This is a genomic window from Streptomyces sp. YPW6, from assembly GCF_018866325.1.
GTDB lineage: Bacteria > Actinomycetota > Actinomycetes > Streptomycetales > Streptomycetaceae > Streptomyces.
The window spans coordinates 5,382,410-5,399,437 of the sequence record NZ_CP076457.1; the positions used below are offsets into that span (position 1 = coordinate 5,382,410).

Genomic DNA, 17,028 nt, shown 5'->3' on the forward strand with positions numbered 1-17,028 from the left:
ATCAGGGTGAGCGCTGCGGAGAGCGGCGGGGAAGGCGGTGGGCGGGGCGGCCGGACGTTCCGGTTCGGCGGGGCTCAGCGCCGCGCGGAGACCTTTCGGAACGCCCAGTCCATGTCCGGATCGGTGGCCCATTTCAGCGCGCGGCCCACCAGCGGGGCGCACATGAGCGTCACGGCCACCGCCGCCACGAGCGAGACGACGACCAGTCCGACCGGCCCGGAGAGCCAGGTGTAGTGGTCGAACAGGCCCGCGTACTCGGCCCCCTTGATCAGGAAGCCGTGCAGCAGGTAGCCGCAGATCGTGCCGGCGCCGAGCACCGTGAACCAGCGCTCCCGGCCGGGCACCCAGGCCAGGAAGCCGACCGTCAGGGCCAGGGCGCAGCCGAACACCGCGAGCGTCATCACCGCGCCCGACCACCACGGAGCGCCCATCTCCTGAGCGCTGTTGGCGCGGAAGAACCAGCCGAGCTGCATGCGCGGGGCGGCCCAGTAGGCGAAGAGCAGCGCACCGGCGAACAGCGGCAGGGACAGCAGCCGCACCTCGCGCCGCCTGACCAGCTGGAAGTGCTCGGGCTTCAGCAGCAGGCCGAGCACGAAGAACGGCAGGAACTGCAGCACCCGCTGGAGATCGAGGTCGTCACCGATGTCCGGGGAGACGGAGGCGAGCATGGCGATGGCGAGCGCGACCGGCAGCGGATGGCGGATCGCCTGCCAGATGGGCGTGGTCACCCGCCAGATGAACAGGGCGATCAGGAACCAGGTCAGGAAGAACGGGTCCACCAGGCTGATCGCCATGTCGGGGGAATCGTCCGCGTACCGCTTGAAGAGCGAATAGGCCGTCTCGAACAGCAGGTACGGCACCACGACCGAGGTGATCAGCCGCTTCACCTTGGGTGCCGTCATGTCGAACGACCGGGAGAAATAGCCGGAGATGAGGATGAACGCCGGCATGTGGAACGTGTACACGATCATGTACAGCGCCCGGGTGGCCCGGCTGCCGTCCATCACGGGTTCCCAGGCGTGGGCCACCGCGACGAGGACGATGGCCAGGTACTTCACGTTGTCGAAGTAGGGGTCGCGCTTCTTCGCCGCCGGAGCGGCGGTGCCCGGAGCGCTGGTCCCGGAGGCCGGCCGGGGCGCGGTGGCGGTGGGTGCCTGCGCGTGTCTGGGCTCCGGCTCCCGGGTCGCCGGGGGGAGCGGGGCCCTCTGAAATACGCTCGGAGCTTGGAACATCTCAGGCACCTTAGACCGGTCGATTGCCTCACGTAAAACTGCGAAGAGATATCGCGTGTTCCCCTTCTTTCACAGGTGAAACCGTCAAGAACTGTCCGGAATGGCCCCATTGATCCCGCTTGGGTGGGGCGTATCTACGGGCAGTCGGGGTGTATCTCCGGGCGGTCGGGGGAGGTGAATGACATCCCGTCCATGCCGTCAATTTGCTGTGAATAAAGTGTGGGGATGCGAAAGAGATTGCGGTGAAAGGAATTCGGTCGCCCGATTTCACAGCCGACGCACAGGGAGTGGCGGGGCGGCCTCTGCTCCCGCCCGCTTCCCGGGCGCGGCACGGCCGACGCCCCGGACCCGCACCCGTCGTCGCGGCGGCTCCGGCCGTCAAGGATGGCGAGATCCGGTCACTCCGTTCCGTCACCCGGCAGCGACCACGAGGGAGTTGGTGGCACGATGGGGGCGACGGGGCGCGCGGTGGTGCACGCTTCCGGGCCGGCAAGGCGGACCGACCGAGGGTGTGATCAGACGTGGCTATATCACTGTCTATGGTGCTGCTGTTCGCGGTCATCCTGGTGGTCATGATCCGCGGTGGCTCCATCAAGGCCGGCCCCGCGATCGTCGCCATACTCTTCGGCTTCTTCCTGGCGTCGACCGGCATGGCGCCGTCGATCAACAGGTTCATGAACTCGCTGGCCGACACGATCAACCAGATCAGCTTCTGAAGCGGCGGGGCGGCATCTGACGCGCGAAGCGCGAGGGCCCGGCCCGGAGGTTCAACCTCCGGGCCGGGCCCTCGACTGCGTGGAGCGGGCGACGGGAATCGAACCCGCGTAGCTAGTTTGGAAGACTAGGGCTCTACCATTGAGCTACGCCCGCAAGCGTCGCACCGCGAGTCCGTGGACCGCGGTACGAAGAGCATCGTAGCGGGTCGGCGGCGGTGCCCGCACACCCGTTGCGCCGGCCGCCGCTCCGTCCCGGGCCGCGGCCCTCCCCGGCCCGGTGGAGCCGCTCCGAAAAGCGGCGGATCCGCGGTCGCCGTGCATGTACCCTACGTGTCGCACCGACGGGGTGTGGCGCAGCTTGGTAGCGCGTCCGCTTTGGGAGCGGAAGGTCGTCGGTTCGAATCCGGCCACCCCGACCACCAGCAAGATCGCATTGTGGGAGTCCTCCCCCTTGCCGTTACTATGCAAAATGCGTGCCCGTGTGTCTGATGTACCGGGCTCGGTCCGCGAAGCCGTCACTCGGCGGCCCAGCAGAACCCCAAGAAGTCAGCCACCAAGGAGACCGAACCGTGAAGAGCGCCGTGGAGACCCTGAACCCGACTCGGGTTCGGCTCAGCATCGAGGTGCCCTTCGAGGAGCTCAAGGACAGCCTCGACGCGGCGTACAAGAAGATCAACCAGCAGGTCACGGTGAAGGGCTTCCGCAAGGGCAAGATCCCCGCCCGGGTCATCGACCAGCGGTTCGGCCGCGGTGCTGTGCTGGAGGAGGCCGTCAACGACGCCCTCCCGAAGTTCTACACCGAGGCGGTCAACGAGGGTGAGCTGAACGTCCTCGGCCAGCCCGAGGTCGACATCACCGAGCTGAAGGACGGCGAGCTGCTGGCCTTCACCGCCGAGGTTGACGTACGCCCCGAGATCGAGATCCCGGACTACTCCGGCATCGAGGTCACCGTCGACGCCCTCGAGGTCACCGACGAAGAGGTCGAGAAGGCCGTGGAGCAGCTCCGCGAGCGCTTCGCCTCCACCAACCCGGTCGAGCGCGCCGCCGCTGACGGCGACGTCGTCACGATCGACCTGCAGGCCAAGGTCGACGGCGAGGTCCTGGAGGACGGCGTGGCCGACGGTGTCTCGTACACCATCGGTTCCGGCGAGCTCCTCGACGGCATCGACGAGGCCGTGACCGGCCTGGAGGCCGGTGGCGAGGCCACCTTCACCTCGCAGTTGAAGGGCGGCTCCGCCGAGGGCAAGGACGCGGAGGTCACCGTCAAGGTCACCGCCGTCGCCGCCCGCGAGCTCCCCGAGCTGGACGACGACTTCGCCCAGATGGCCAGCGAGTTCGACACGCTGGAGGAGCTGAAGGCCGACAGCCGCAAGCGCCTGGAGACCACCAAGCAGTACGACCAGGCCACCCAGGCCCAGGAGCGCGTCCTCGAGGAGCTGCTGAAGCTCGCCGAGGTGCCGATCCCGGAGAAGCTGCTCGCGGACGAGGTCCAGACCCGCAAGCACAACCTGGAGCACCACCAGCTCGGTCAGATGGGCCTCGACCTCGAGAAGTACCTCGAGATCCAGGGCAAGACCCTGGAGGAGTTCGAGAACGAGACCTCCGAGCAGGCCGTCAAGGGCATCAAGACCCAGTTCATCCTGGACGAGCTCGTCAACAAGGAGAAGCTGAACGTCAACCAGGAGGAGCTCACCGAGCACCTCATGCGGCGTGCGGCCTCCTCCGGCATGAGCCCCGACCAGTTCGCCCAGGCCGTCGTCGAGGGTGGCCAGGTGCCGATGCTCGTCGGCGAGGTCGCCCGCGGCAAGGCGCTCGCCGTCGTCGTCGAGGCCGCCAAGGTCGTCGACACCAACGGTGAGGTCGTCGACCTGGAGGACGACGAGGACACCGCCGAGGCCACGGAGACGGCCGAGGCCGCCACCGAGGACAAGGCCGACGACAAGGCCGAGGAGAAGAACGAGGCCTGAGCCTCGCTCCGATCCGCGACAGCCTCGCGCTGATCGTCACGACGGGCCCCGGACACATGCCGTGTCCGGGGCCCGTCGCCGTGGCGCGCCGGATCGCTGTACGGCCCCGGAACCCTTGTGCCCACTGCGGACCTTGCGCTCCCAGCGAACAGTTGCGGAAGCGGGATGGCGTTGTCCCACCTGCGCGTTAGGGTCCATGAAGAGGAAGGGTGGAGCAGTGACTTCACCCGCCCGGTACGAAGACGCTGAGACGGCCGGAGCCGTCAGAGACGAGCAGGTGGATACGTGACGAATCTGATGCCCAACGCCGCCGGTGAGCCGTCCCTCGGTGGTGGCCTCGGCGACCAGGTCTACAGCCGACTGCTCGGCGAGCGCATCATCTTCCTCGGCCAGCAGGTCGACGATGACATCGCCAACAAGATCACCGCACAGCTTCTCCTCCTTGCCGCCGAGCCGGATAAGGACATCTACCTCTACATCAACAGCCCCGGTGGCTCGGTGACGGCCGGCATGGCGGTCTACGACACCATGCAGTACATCCCCAACGACGTCGTCACCATCGGCATGGGCATGGCCGCCTCCATGGGGCAGTTCCTGCTCACCGGCGGCGCCTCGGGCAAGCGCTTCGCCCTCCCGAACACCGACATCCTCATGCACCAGGGTTCGGCCGGTATCGGCGGCACGGCCTCGGACATCAAGATCCAGGCCGAGTACCTGCTCCGCACCAAGACGCGGATGGCCGAGATCACCGCCCACCACTCCGGCCAGACCGTCGAGACGATCATCCGCGACGGCGACCGCGACCGCTGGTACACGGCGGAGGAGGCCAAGGAGTACGGCCTCATCGACGAGATCATCACGTTCGCGTCGGGCATCCCGGGCGGCGGCGGCACCGGTGCCTGATCCGGTATCCACCGGACCGTCGGCACCTCTGACGCCCCACCGCCCCGTACGCCGAGACCTCCAGCCCCAGAACGCCACCAGGATGGTGAACACCCACATGAACAACTTCTCCGGCGCTTCCGCGAGCGGCCTCTACACCGGCCCGCAGGTGGACAACCGCTACGTCGTCCCGCGCTTCGTGGAGCGCACCTCGCAGGGCGTGCGCGAGTACGACCCGTACGCGAAGCTCTTCGAGGAGCGCGTGATCTTCCTCGGCGTCCAGATCGACGACGCCTCGGCCAACGACGTCATGGCCCAGCTGCTGTGCCTGGAGTCGATGGACCCCGACCGCGACATCTCGATCTACATCAACAGCCCCGGCGGCTCGTTCACCGCGCTCACCGCGATCTACGACACGATGCAGTTCGTGAAGCCGGACATCCAGACGGTCTGCATGGGCCAGGCGGCCTCCGCCGCCGCCGTGCTGCTCGCCGCCGGCACCCCGGGCAAGCGCATGGCGCTCCCGCACGCCCGCGTCCTCATCCACCAGCCGTCCTCGCAGACGGGCCGCGAGCAGCTCTCCGACCTGGAGATCGCGGCCAACGAGATCCTCCGCATGCGTACGCAGCTGGAGGAGATGCTGGCCCGGCACTCGACGACCCCGCTGGAGAAGATCAGCGAGGACATCGAGCGCGACAAGATCCTCACGGCCGAGGACGCCCTGGCCTACGGTCTGGTCGACCAGATCGTTTCCACCCGCAAGACCACCGCGGGCGCATCGCTCTGACGTCGGTCTTTCCCCTTGGCACATTCCGTTTGCACGACCACGGCCGTGTGAACCGTGCCAAGGGGGGCCCGAACGGGGGCCCAGGCAAGGTACCGTCGGATAGAGGCACCAGGAGCCGCTGAACCAGGCGGCGTCCCAGGCGAAGGGGAAGCACCTCGTGGCACGCATCGGTGATGGCGGCGACCTGCTCAAGTGCTCGTTCTGCGGAAAGAGCCAGAAGCAGGTGAAGAAGCTCATCGCGGGACCCGGTGTGTACATCTGCGACGAGTGCATCGATCTCTGCAACGAGATCATCGAGGAGGAGCTCGCGGAGACGAGCGAGGTGCGCTGGGAAGAGCTTCCCAAGCCCCGCGAGATCTACGAGTTCCTGGAGGGGTACGTCGTCGGGCAGGAGCCCGCGAAGAAGGCCCTCTCGGTCGCGGTGTACAACCACTACAAGCGGGTCCAGGCCGGGGAGAACGGCGGCGGCGCCGGTCGTGAGGACGCGATCGAGCTCGCCAAGTCGAACATCCTCCTGCTGGGCCCCACGGGTTCCGGTAAGACGCTTCTCGCCCAGACGCTGGCCCGCATGCTCAACGTCCCGTTCGCGATCGCGGACGCGACGGCGCTGACGGAGGCCGGCTATGTCGGCGAGGACGTCGAGAACATCCTGCTCAAGCTGATCCAGGCGGCCGACTACGACGTCAAGAAGGCCGAGACCGGGATCATCTACATCGACGAGATCGACAAGGTCGCCCGCAAGAGCGAGAACCCCTCGATCACCCGCGATGTCTCCGGCGAGGGCGTGCAGCAGGCCCTGCTGAAAATCCTGGAGGGCACCACCGCCTCCGTCCCGCCGCAGGGCGGACGCAAGCACCCCCACCAGGAGTTCATCCAGATCGACACGACGAACGTGCTGTTCATCGTGGGCGGCGCGTTCTCCGGCCTGGAGAAGATCATCGAGTCCCGGGCCGGTGCCAAGGGCATCGGCTTCGGCGCCACGATCCGCTCCAAGGTGGAGATCCAGGCGAGCGACCAGTTCCAGGAGGTCATGCCGGAGGACCTGGTGAAGTTCGGGATGATCCCGGAGTTCATCGGCCGCCTCCCCGTGCTGACCTCGGTCCACAACCTGGACCGCGAGGCGCTGCTCCAGATCCTCGTCGAGCCGCGCAACGCCCTGGTCAAGCAGTACCAGCGCCTCTTCGAACTCGACGGTGTGGAGCTGGACTTCGAGCGCGAGGCGCTGGAGGCCATCGCCGACCAGGCCATCCTGCGCCAGACCGGCGCCCGCGGCCTACGGGCGATCATGGAGGAAGTCCTCCAGTCCGTGATGTACGAGGTCCCGTCCCGCAAGGACGTCGCCCGCGTCGTCATCACCCCGGACGTGGTCCGCGACAACGTCAACCCCACGCTGGTCCCGCGCGAGCCGCGCACGATCGGCAAGAACGACGGCGGCCGCCACGAGAAGTCCGCGTAACCGCAGGCGACTTGTCCCACCCGAAGGGGCGCCCACCGGATGGACCCGGTGGGCGCCCCTTCGGCGTCGAGCGGTCAGATCTTGGTGCGGGAGGTGTTGTAGAGCTTGGCGGCGAGGTCCGCCATGTCCTCCTGCGGCACGGACTTCTCCGTCAGCGCCGAGGCGACGTCGAGTCCGGCGACGATGCCGACCGTGCTGTAGTCGGCCCAGATGCAGACCGGCATGGTGAACTCCTTCGGCCCCTTGGTGGCGGTGCCGGAGGCCTTGTCGTTCTCCACCTTCAGGTCCTGGCACTTCATCAGGGCGCCGTCGAAGCCCTCCGGCTGGAACTCCTTGGGGCTGCCCATCAGCGAGGCCTGGGCACCGTTGTTGCCGGTGTCCTTCGTCATGTTCTTCTCGGCCTTGGCGAAGGCGTTGTCGAGCGTCTTCGCGGGGTCCTCGACCTCGCCCCAGATGCCCTCGAAGATGAGGACCTTCTGGGCGAGGGGGTTGTCCTCGCTGCCGCCCTTGTACTGGGCCCCCGCCTTGTTGGCGTCCTTGACCCCCATGGCCTCGGCCTCGGCCTTGTCCTCACCGGTGACCGGGCCGGACGGCGCGGGCTTGGAGGCGTCCTTCGTGTAGTCCTCCACGGAGGCCGGAGGCGTCAGCTTGTAGCCCCTCGTGGAGTCCGCCACGTCACCGCTGCCACCGGAGGTCAGGAAGTACACCCCGCCCGCGATGACGGCCAGCGCCACCACGGCGACACCGACGATCAGCCCCGTCTTCCTCTTCGGCTGCTGCGGCTGCTGGCCGTACCCGGGCTGCCCCCCGTACGGCGGCTGGGGCGGCTGCTGTCCGTACGGGCCCGGCTGCTGCGCCTGCGGGTAGCCGTAGCCCTGCTGTCCGCCCGGCGGCTGCTGCCCGTACGGATTCGGCTGCTGCGGCCCCGGGGCCGGCTGCCCGTACGGGTTCGGCTGCTGCGGAGGGACGCCCTGCGGGGCCTGCTGCGGGTAGCCGTAGCCGGGCTGCCCCTGCGGCGGCGGGGCGCCGTAGGGCCCCGGCTGCTGTCCGTACGGTCCGGGCTGCCCCTGCGGCGGCTGCCCACCGTACGGGCCCGGCTGGTTGTAGCTCATCGCGGTGTCCCCTCCAGAATCCTTGGACCGGCCGGCACGTCGAGGGCGGCGTCGCGGGGCCGGGCACGCGCATCTGCGGCGTCGGCGTCCATCACCGACCTCCCCGAGCTCTCGGTTTCGCTCGAGCAGGGGAGACCCCGTCGTGTCGGCTCGGTCCTCCGCCTCGCAGCTGCACGCACCCAGCCCCGCTCCTTCTCCCGCCCTCCACGTGCCGATCGGTCCTCTGCGTTGCGAACATCCTGTCGGAATCCGCCCCCACAAGGGGAACCGGCCCGCACACCGTTACTGAACCAATCCGTTTCAGTGCAGACCTGTGACGGCCCTAAACTGTCTCCCGTGACCGAGAACTCATCGCAGCAGCCAGCCAGCAACCCCGAACTGCCGACCACGTACGCGCCGGCCGACGTAGAGGGGAAGCTGTACGAGCGCTGGGTAGAGCGTGGTTACTTCGAGGCCGACGAGCACAGCGACAAGCCGCCCTACAGCATCGTCATCCCGCCGCCGAACGTCACCGGCTCCCTCCACCTGGGCCACGCCTTCGAGCACACCCTGATCGACGCCCTCGTCCGCCGGAAGCGGATGCAGGGCTTCGAGGCGCTGTACCAGCCGGGCATGGACCACGCGGGCATCGCCACCCAGAACGTCGTCGAGCGCGAACTCGGCAAGGAGGGCAAGTCCCGTCACGACCTGGGCCGCGAGGCCTTCGTCGAGCGCGTCTGGCAGTGGAAGAACGAGTCCGGCGGCCAGATCTCCGGCCAGATGCGCCGCCTCGGCGAGGGCGTCGCCTGGTCCCGTGAGCGCTTCACCATGGACGAGGGCCTCTCCAAGGCCGTCCAGACCGTCTTCAAGCAGATGTACGACGACGGTCTGATCTACCGCGCCGAACGCATCATCAACTGGTGCCCCCGCTGCCTCACCGCGATCTCCGACATCGAGGTCGAGTACCAGGAGGACGACGGCGAGCTCGTCTCCATGACGTACGGGGAGGGCGACGAGACCATCGTCGTCGCCACCACCCGTGCCGAGACGATGCTCGGCGACACCGCCGTCGCCGTCCACCCCGACGACGAGCGCTACCAGCACCTGATCGGCAAGCAGATCAAGCTGCCGCTGACCGACCGCACCATCCCCGTCGTCGCCGACCACCACGTCGACCCGGAGTTCGGCACCGGCGCGGTCAAGGTGACCCCCGCCCACGACCCGAACGACTTCGAGATCGGCAACCGCCACAGCCTGCCGTTCATCACCGTCCTCGACGAGCGCGCGGTCATCACGGTCCCCGGTCCCTTCGAGGGCCTGGACCGGCTGGAGGCCCGCTCCGCCATCGTCGCCGCCCTGCGTGCCGAGGGCCGGATCGTCGCCGAGAAGCGCCCCTACGTCCACTCCGTCGGGCACTGCTCGCGCTGCAAGACCACCATCGAGCCGCGCCTGTCGCTCCAGTGGTGGGTCAAGGTCGCCCCGCTCGCCGAGGCCGCCGGTGACGCGGTCCGCGACGGCAAGGTCAAGATCCACCCGCAGGAGATGGAGAAGCGGTACTTCGACTGGGTCGACAACCTCCACGACTGGTGCATCTCGCGCCAGCTCTGGTGGGGTCACCGCATCCCCGTCTGGTACGGCCCGAACGGCGAGGTCGTCTGCGTCGGACCGGACGACGAGGCCCCCGCCGGCGAGGGCTGGACCCAGGACAACGACGTCCTGGACACCTGGTTCTCCTCGGGCCTGTGGCCCTTCTCCACACTCGGCTGGCCCGAACGCACCGACAGCCTCGCGAAGTTCTATCCGAACTCCGTCCTGGTCACCGGCTACGACATCCTCTTCTTCTGGGTCGCCCGGATGATGATGTTCGGCCTGTACGTCAACGACGGCGTCCCGCCGTTCGGCACCATCGTCCTGCACGGCATGGTCCGCGACGAGCACGGCAAGAAGATGTCGAAGTCCTTCGGGAACGTCGTCAACCCGCTGGACTGGATGGACAAGTACGGCTCCGACGCCCTGCGCTTCACCCTCGCGCGCGGCGCCAACCCGGGCACCGACGTGCCGATCGGGGAGGACTGGGTCCAGGGTTCGGCGAAGTTCTCCAACAAGATCTGGAACGCCACCCGCTTCGCCCTGATGAACGGCGCCACGATCGAGGGCGAGCTGCCCTCGGCCGAGGAGATGTCGGTCACCGACCGCTGGATCCTCTCCCGTCTCAACAAGACGGTCGCGGACGTCGACGCCTTCTACGACGACTTCCAGTTCGCCAAGCTCAGCGAGGCGCTGCGGCACTTCGCCTGGGACGAGGTCTTCGACTGGTACGTCGAGCTCTCCAAGACCACGTTCTTCGCGGGCGGCCGCCCGGCCGAGGTCTCGGGCCGGGTCCTCGGTGAGGTCCTCGACGTGATGCTGCGGCTGCTGCACCCGGTCGTCCCGTTCGTCACGGAGGCGCTGTGGACCGCGCTCACCGGGCGCGAGTCGGTCGTCGTCGCCGAGTGGCCGGCCGACTCCGGCTTCCGCGACGACGCGGCCGAGAAGGAGATCGAGCTGGTCCAGCAGGTCGTCACCGAGGTCCGCCGCTTCCGCAACGACCAGGGGCTCCAGCCCGGCCAGAAGGTCCCGGCCGAGCTGACCCTGACCGGCACGGCGCTCGCCCCGCACGAGGCGGCCATGCGCCAGCTCCTGCGGCTCCAGCCCGCCGGCGACGGCTTCCACGCCACCGCCTCGCTCCCGGTCGCCGGGGCCACCGTCGCCCTGGACCTGTCCGGCACGATCGACGTGGCCGCCGAGCGCAAGCGCCTCACCAAGGACCTGGAGGCCGCGCGCAAGGAGAAGGCCCAGGCGGAGGGCAAGCTCGGCAACGAGGCCTTCCTGGCCAAGGCCCCGGACAACGTGGTCGACAAGATCCGCGGGCGGCTGGCCAAGGCCGAGGCCGACATCGAGCGGATCGGCGCCCAGCTGGCGGGCCTCCCGCAGAGCTGATCCGGCAGGGGCCCGCCCGGCACGGACCGGACGTCCCTGAACGCAGAAGCCCCCGCGCACCCGGCCGACCGGGACGCGGGGGCTTCGCCGTACCGCTCGTCGGCGGTCGGCCGGGCGCTGCGCGCGATGTCGGAGCCCATCCGTAGACTGGGGCCCGTGAGTGAGCCCCGCCCAGACCGGCACGACGACCCCGACCCCGACGACGCCTTCGAGGAGATCGTCGACGAGGCGACCCAGCGCGACCCCGACCTGGCGGTGATCGAGGCCGGGAGCCGCACGCTGCGCGCCCACTCGGGTCAGCCGCAGGGCGAAGCGGTCCCGGCACGCCCGGCCGACCCCGAGACCGACAGGGCGCTGCGCGCCGTGGAGCAGGAGCTCGCCGGACGCTGGGGCGAGACCAAGCTGGAGCCCTCCGTCACGCGCATCGCCGCCCTGATGGACGTCCTCGGCGAGCCGCAGCGCGCCTACCCCTCGATCCACATCACGGGGACCAACGGCAAGACGTCCACGGCCCGCATGATCGAGGCCCTGCTCAACGCCTTCGAGCTGCGCACCGGCCGCTACACCTCCCCGCACGTCCAGTCGATCACCGAGCGGATCAGCCTGGACGGCTCCCCGATCGCACCCGAGCGGTTCATCGAGACGTACGAGGACATCAAGCCGTACGTCGAGATGGTCGACACCCAGCAGCCCTACCGGCTCTCCTTCTTCGAGGTCCTCACCGGCATGGCGTACGCCGCCTTCGCCGACGCCCCCGTCGATGTCGCGGTCGTCGAGGTCGGTATGGGCGGCACCTGGGACGCGACGAACGTCATCGACGCCACGGTGGCCGTCGTCACCCCCATCTCGCTGGACCACACCGACCGGCTCGGCACCACGCCCGCCGAGATCGCCGGCGAGAAGGCCGGTGTCATCAAGGAGGGCGCCACGGTCATCCTGGCGCAGCAGCCGGTGGACGCCGCGCAGGTGATGCTGAAGAAGGCCGTGGAGGTGGACGCCACCGTGGCCCGCGAGGGCATGGAGTTCGGTGTGGCCTCCCGCGAGATCGCGGTCGGCGGCCAGCTGGTCACGCTGCGGGGCCTGGGCGGCGAGTACGAGGAGATCTTCCTCCCGCTGTACGGCGCCCACCAGGCGCACAACGCGGCCGTCGCGCTCGCCGCCGTCGAGGCGTTCTTCGGCATCGGAGCCGAGCAGGCCCGCTCCCTCGACATCGACGCCATCCGCAAGGCGTTCGCCTCGGTGCTCTCGCCGGGCCGCTTGGAGGTCGTGCGCTCCAGCCCGACCGTCGTCCTGGACGCGGCGCACAACCCCGCGGGGGCCAAGGCGGCGGCGGACGGCATCTCCGAGGCGTTCAGCTTCTCCCGGCTGATCGGTGTGGTCGGCACGAGCGACGACAAGGACGTCCGAGGGCTCCTGGAAGCCTTCGAGCCGATCTTCGCCGAGATCGTCGTCACGCAGAACTCCACCCCGCGCGCGATGGACGCGGACGAGCTAGCCGCCGTCGCCGTCGAGATCTTCGGCGACGACCGGGTCCAGGTCGAGCCGCGCCTCGACGACGCCCTGGAAGCGGCGATCACGCTGGCCGAGGAGGAGGACGAGTACGCGGGCGCAGGCGTGCTGGTGACCGGGTCCGTGATCACGGTCGGCGAAGCCCGGCTGCTGCTGGGAAGGGGCTGAGAGAGGGATGCGGACGCTCTGCGCCTCGACGCTGATCGGCGAGTTCTTCGTGATCGGCTTCGCCGGTCTCGTCGCCATGAAGCTGGACGACGCCTCCATGACCCTGGTCTGGACGGTCTGCGGGATCGGCATGGCCCTGTCCGTGCTGCTGTGCGGCATGATCACCCGGCCCGGCGGTGTCCAGCTCGGCTGGGCGCTCCAGGCCGCGCTGGTCCTCAGCGGGTTCGTGGTCCCCATGATGTTCATCCTGGGCCTGGCCTTCGGCGGACTGTGGTGGGCCTCGATCCACTACGGCCGCAAGATCGACGAGGCCAAGGCGCGCTGGGCCGCCCAGCAGGAAGCCGAGGAGGCCACGGCCTGATCACCCCCGGCGCTGTCCGACACGCCCGTCCCCGCCGCACGTTCGGGCGGATCCGGGGGCCGAGGGTGACCCAGGGTGAACCCGGGCGTGGATCCGTTCCCGCACCCCTGTAATCTCGCCTCACCGCACCCGTATTGCCTGGCCTTGCAAGGAGCCGTACATGACTCAGCGCACTCTCGTCCTGCTCAAGCCCGACGCCGTCCGCCGTGGCCTGATCGGCGAGATCGTCGGCCGCATCGAGCGCAAGGCGAACTGGCGGATCACCGCCCTGGAGCTGCGCACCCTGGACCACGAGACGCTGGAGCAGCACTACGGGGAGCACAAGGGCCGCCCGTTCTACGAGCCGCTCATGGAGTTCATGGCCTCCGGCCCCGTCGTCGCCCTGGTGGCCGAAGGCGAGCGGGTCATCGAGGGCGTCCGCGCCCTGGCCGGCCCGACCGACCCGATCGCCGCCGCGCCGGGGTCCATCCGCGGTGACTTCGGCACGATCACCCGGGAGAACCTCATCCACGCATCGGACTCGGAGGAGTCCGCAGAGCGAGAACTGAAGCTTTTCTTTCCCGGACTTTCCTGACTCGATCGGCCAAACAGCGCTGTAAGTGAGGGGCGACCGAAGTAATTCGGCCGCCCCTCGGCATAGGGTTCGGTGTCGCGGGAACGCATCCCTCCGACGTAACGTCACCATGGGTAGAACGGGCACCCGTTCCGCTCACAACGGCGAAGGACCCCGCGCTGTGTCCGTGCATACGGCACTACGATGGAAGCTTCCACGCCCGCAGCGCCCAACCTCGCCTACCAGAACAAGCCATCTTCGCTACCTGGGAAGGCCCGACGCATCCTCATGGGGAACAAGGGGAACTCAATGTCGTTCATCGGCCGTGACATGGCTATCGACCTCGGGACTGCCAACACGCTGGTGTACGTCAGGGGGCGCGGCATCGTCCTGAACGAGCCGTCCGTCGTGGCCATCAACACCAACACCGGCGGAATTCTGGCGGTCGGCGCCGAGGCCAAGAAGATGATCGGGCGCACGCCGGGCAACATCGTCGCCGTGCGCCCCCTGAAGGACGGCGTGATCGCCGACTTCGAGATCACCGAGCGGATGCTCCGCTACTTCATCCTCAAGATCCACAAGCGTCGCTACCTGGCCCGCCCCCGCGTCGTCGTCTGTGTGCCCTCCGGCATCACCGGCGTCGAGCGCCGCGCCGTCATCGAGGCGTCCACGCAGGCCGGCGCGCGCCAGGTGCACATCATCGAGGAGCCCATGGCCGCGGCCATCGGCTCCGGTCTGCCGGTCCACGAGGCCACCGGCAACATGGTCGTGGACATCGGCGGCGGCACCACCGAGGTCGCCGTGATCTCGCTCGGCGGAATCGTCACTGCCCAGTCGATCCGGACCGCCGGTGACGAACTGGACAACGCGATCATCCAGCACATCAAGAAGGAGTACTCGCTCCTCCTCGGTGAGCGGACCGCCGAACAGATCAAGATCACCATCGGTTCGGCGTACGACCTGGACAAGGACGAGCACACCGAGATCCGCGGCCGCGACCTGGTCTCCGGTCTTCCCAAGACGGTCGTCATCTCGGCCCAGGAGGTCCGCAAGGCGATCGAGGAACCGGTCAACGCGATCGTCGACGCCGTGAAGACGACGCTCGACAAGTGCCCGCCCGAGCTGTCCGGCGACGTCATGGACCGCGGCATCGTCCTCACCGGCGGCGGCGCGCTGCTGCGTGGTCTGGACGAGCGGCTGCGCCGCGAGACGGGGATGCCGATCCACATCGCCGAGGACCCGCTGGACTCGGTGGCGCTCGGCTCCGGCAAGTGCGTCGAGGAGTTCGAGGCGCTCCAGCAGGTGCTGGACGCCCAGCCCCGCCGGTAGACGGAGCACGGATTCCCCGGGACACACCCGGTCCGGCGAGCGGTCGCACCCGCTCCGGTCGCCGGATCGTTGATATAGATCGTTGCTGTACACGTACCGGAACCGGGGCACACCCGGCCGGTACCCCGTACGGAGACGTACACAGGCACGAACATTCCGACGAGGAAGGCACGGCCGCCGCACGTGAGGGACACACGAGAGAGCCGGCTGCTCCTGGTGCTCTTGATCGCCATCGCATTCGCCCTGATCACGGTGGATATCCGAGGCGGCGAGGGGTCACCGGTCGACGGCGCGCGGCAGGCCGCGGCCACCGTCTTCGGACCGGTCGAGAACGGCGTCGCGGCAGCGGTCGACCCGGTGGGCAACGCCATAGGGGCGGTCAGGGACTCCGGTAACCGGCACGACCGGATCTCCACCCTGGAGAAGGAGAACGCCGCGCTGAAGGCCAAGCTCGGCAGCGACGACCGCACCAACAGCCGGGTCCGCCAGCTCGACGCCATCCTGAAGAACGCGGGCGCCGGACAGTACGGCATCAAGGGCGCCGAGGTCATCGCCATAGGAGCGGCCCAGGGCTTCTCCTGGACGGTCACCATCGACGCCGGGTCCGACGACGGCATCCGCCGCGACATGACCGTCCTCAACGGGGAGGGGCTGGTCGGCCGGGTCACCACCGTCGGCCCCGGCACCGCGACGGTCCTGCTCGCCAACGACCCCGACTTCACCGTGGGCACCCGGATGGAGAAGACCGACGAGCTCGGCTTCGCCACCGGCCAGGGCTCGCGCCCGCTGTCGGTGCAGTTCCTCAACGGCAAGGCCAAGGTGGAGCCCGGCGACCGGCTGGTCACCTTCGGCTCCAGCAAGGACAAGCCCTTCGTGCCTGGCGTCCCGGTCGGCGAGGTCGTCCGTGTCGACCCCTCCGGCGGTGCGCTGACCCGGACGGTCTACGTGAAGCCGTACGTCGGGTTCACCAAGCTCGACATCGTCGGCGTCGTCGTCCAGGCTCCCCGCGAGGACCCGCGCGACACGGTCCTGCCCAAGAAGCCGGCCAAGGCGAAGCCGAAGCCGACCCCCACGGTCACCGTCACGGTCCAGCCCAACGGCGACCTGGTCGACGGCTCCGGCAAGGTCGTCGGCAACATCAACGAGAAGCCGGGCGGCGGCGACGCGGCAGGCGACCAGCAGGGCAACGCCCGGCAACCCGACAACGCGGCCGACTACCAGGGGCAGGGCTGATCCCCATGCGCATCAACCGGACTCTGCTTTCCACCGCCCTGGTCGTCGTCGCCCTGGTCATCCAGGTCTCCGTCCTCGCGCGCCTCCAGCTCCCCGGCGCCGTCCCGGACCTGCTGCTCCTCACCGTCCTCGCACTCGCCTTCGTGTACGGGCCGGTCAGCGGCTCCCTCGTCGGCTTCGGCGCGGGCCTCCTCGCGGACCTCGCGCCGCCCGCCGACCACGCCGCGGGACGCTACGCCCTGGTGCTCTGCGTCATCGGCTACCTCGCGGGCCTGGTCCGGCCGGAGAACGGGCAGCTGAAGTCGGCCTTCGCCCCGATGGCCGCGGTCGTCGCCGCCGCGATCGGCTCGACGCTGCTGTACGCGGGCGTCGGCGCGCTCGTCGGCGACACCGCCGCCCGCCATGTGGGCCTGGGCAGCCTGCTGTTCACCGCGGCCGTCTACGACCTGCTGCTGGCGCCCTTCACGGTGCCGCTCATCATGGCGCTGGCCAGACGCACCGAGAACGACCCGCTCGCCGAGGCCTCCTCCGGGGGCAACGACGTCGCCGCCGGCTGGCTCGCCTCGGGCACCGGCCTGCGGATCGGCAACCAGCGCGGCGGCCTGCGGGCCAAGGCGGCCCGCAACCGGGCCGCCCGCGCGGGCAGGATCAAGGGGGTCAAGCGACTGTGAAGCCGTACGTGACCGAGGGGGCCGGGGGCACCGCGTGAGGCCGAATCTCCCGGGGGACCGACCCCGTACCCCCAGCCGGACCACCACCGGGGGC

Annotated in this window: 14 protein-coding genes and 2 tRNA genes; 13 read left to right on the forward strand and 3 right to left on the reverse strand. The window is 69.1% G+C overall.

The genetic code is table 11. The features are described from left to right. Positions 1-74 precede the first annotated feature (74 nt). Complete coding sequence (locus KME66_RS23715; RefSeq protein ID WP_073216697.1) at positions 75-1,232, reverse strand: acyltransferase family protein; 1,158 nt, start codon at positions 1,230-1,232, stop codon at positions 75-77. A gap of 539 nt (positions 1,233-1,771) precedes the next feature. Between KME66_RS23715 and KME66_RS23720 the strand changes: the two genes are divergently transcribed. Then, positions 1,772-1,948, forward strand: coding sequence for a hypothetical protein (locus KME66_RS23720; RefSeq protein WP_216325707.1), 177 nt, complete (start codon positions 1,772-1,774; stop codon positions 1,946-1,948). Positions 1,949-2,028: 80 nt separating this feature from the next. Here the strand turns inward: KME66_RS23720 and KME66_RS23725 are convergent. Continuing rightward, a tRNA-Gly gene (locus KME66_RS23725) sits at positions 2,029-2,102 on the reverse strand. Between the two features lie 188 nt (positions 2,103-2,290). On the opposite strand from KME66_RS23725, the gene KME66_RS23730 reads away from it, so the two are divergent. From KME66_RS23730 to clpX, 5 genes are all read left to right on the forward strand, one after another. Beyond that, positions 2,291-2,367, forward strand: a tRNA-Pro gene (locus KME66_RS23730). Between the two features lie 150 nt (positions 2,368-2,517). Beyond that, on the forward strand, positions 2,518-3,915 hold the full coding sequence (gene tig / locus KME66_RS23735) for a trigger factor (RefSeq protein WP_216325710.1): 1,398 nt from the start codon (positions 2,518-2,520) through the stop codon (positions 3,913-3,915). Between the two features lie 297 nt (positions 3,916-4,212). Continuing rightward, entirely contained in the window at positions 4,213-4,818 is a 606-nt protein-coding gene (locus KME66_RS23740; RefSeq protein ID WP_178378930.1) for an ATP-dependent Clp protease proteolytic subunit, read from the forward strand. 82 nt (positions 4,819-4,900) lie between these two features. Continuing rightward, a complete protein-coding gene (locus tag KME66_RS23745; RefSeq protein ID WP_006124415.1) occupies positions 4,901-5,584 on the forward strand; it encodes an ATP-dependent Clp protease proteolytic subunit in 684 nt (227 codons plus the stop codon). Positions 5,585-5,741: 157 nt separating this feature from the next. After that, on the forward strand, positions 5,742-7,040 hold the full coding sequence (gene clpX / locus KME66_RS23750) for an ATP-dependent Clp protease ATP-binding subunit ClpX (RefSeq protein ID WP_073216709.1): 1,299 nt from the start codon (positions 5,742-5,744) through the stop codon (positions 7,038-7,040). A 74-nt stretch (positions 7,041-7,114) separates the two neighbouring features. Here clpX and KME66_RS23755 read toward each other — a convergent pair whose 3' ends face one another. Beyond that, entirely contained in the window at positions 7,115-8,152 is a 1,038-nt protein-coding gene (locus KME66_RS23755) for a hypothetical protein (RefSeq protein ID WP_216325713.1), read from the reverse strand. A 336-nt stretch (positions 8,153-8,488) separates the two neighbouring features. Here KME66_RS23755 and KME66_RS23760 point away from each other — a divergent pair, with 336 nt between their 5' ends. The 7 genes from KME66_RS23760 to mreD all read left to right on the forward strand — a co-directional run bounded on the left by KME66_RS23760 (position 8,489) and on the right by mreD (position 16,934). After that, complete coding sequence (locus tag KME66_RS23760; RefSeq protein ID WP_216325716.1) at positions 8,489-11,110, forward strand: valine--tRNA ligase; 2,622 nt, start codon at positions 8,489-8,491, stop codon at positions 11,108-11,110. A 156-nt stretch (positions 11,111-11,266) separates the two neighbouring features. Then, the gene (locus KME66_RS23765) at positions 11,267-12,787 is read left to right on the forward strand and encodes a folylpolyglutamate synthase/dihydrofolate synthase family protein (RefSeq protein WP_216325720.1); all 1,521 of its coding nucleotides are present in this window, start codon (positions 11,267-11,269) and stop codon (positions 12,785-12,787) included. Positions 12,788-12,794: 7 nt separating this feature from the next. Further along, positions 12,795-13,148, forward strand: coding sequence for a DUF4233 domain-containing protein (locus KME66_RS23770; protein WP_073216721.1), 354 nt, complete (start codon positions 12,795-12,797; stop codon positions 13,146-13,148). A gap of 160 nt (positions 13,149-13,308) precedes the next feature. Continuing rightward, entirely contained in the window at positions 13,309-13,722 is a 414-nt protein-coding gene (gene ndk, locus KME66_RS23775; RefSeq protein WP_006124409.1) for a nucleoside-diphosphate kinase, read from the forward strand. Positions 13,723-14,010: 288 nt separating this feature from the next. Next, the gene (locus tag KME66_RS23780) at positions 14,011-15,030 is read left to right on the forward strand and encodes a rod shape-determining protein (RefSeq protein ID WP_073216724.1); all 1,020 of its coding nucleotides are present in this window, start codon (positions 14,011-14,013) and stop codon (positions 15,028-15,030) included. A 183-nt stretch (positions 15,031-15,213) separates the two neighbouring features. Continuing rightward, positions 15,214-16,263 (forward strand): rod shape-determining protein MreC, encoded by a 1,050-nt coding sequence (gene mreC / locus KME66_RS23785; RefSeq protein WP_073216727.1) that lies wholly within the window; start codon positions 15,214-15,216, stop codon positions 16,261-16,263. A 5-nt stretch (positions 16,264-16,268) separates the two neighbouring features. Next, entirely contained in the window at positions 16,269-16,934 is a 666-nt protein-coding gene (gene mreD / locus KME66_RS23790) for a rod shape-determining protein MreD (protein ID WP_216325724.1), read from the forward strand. Positions 16,935-17,028 lie beyond the last annotated feature (94 nt).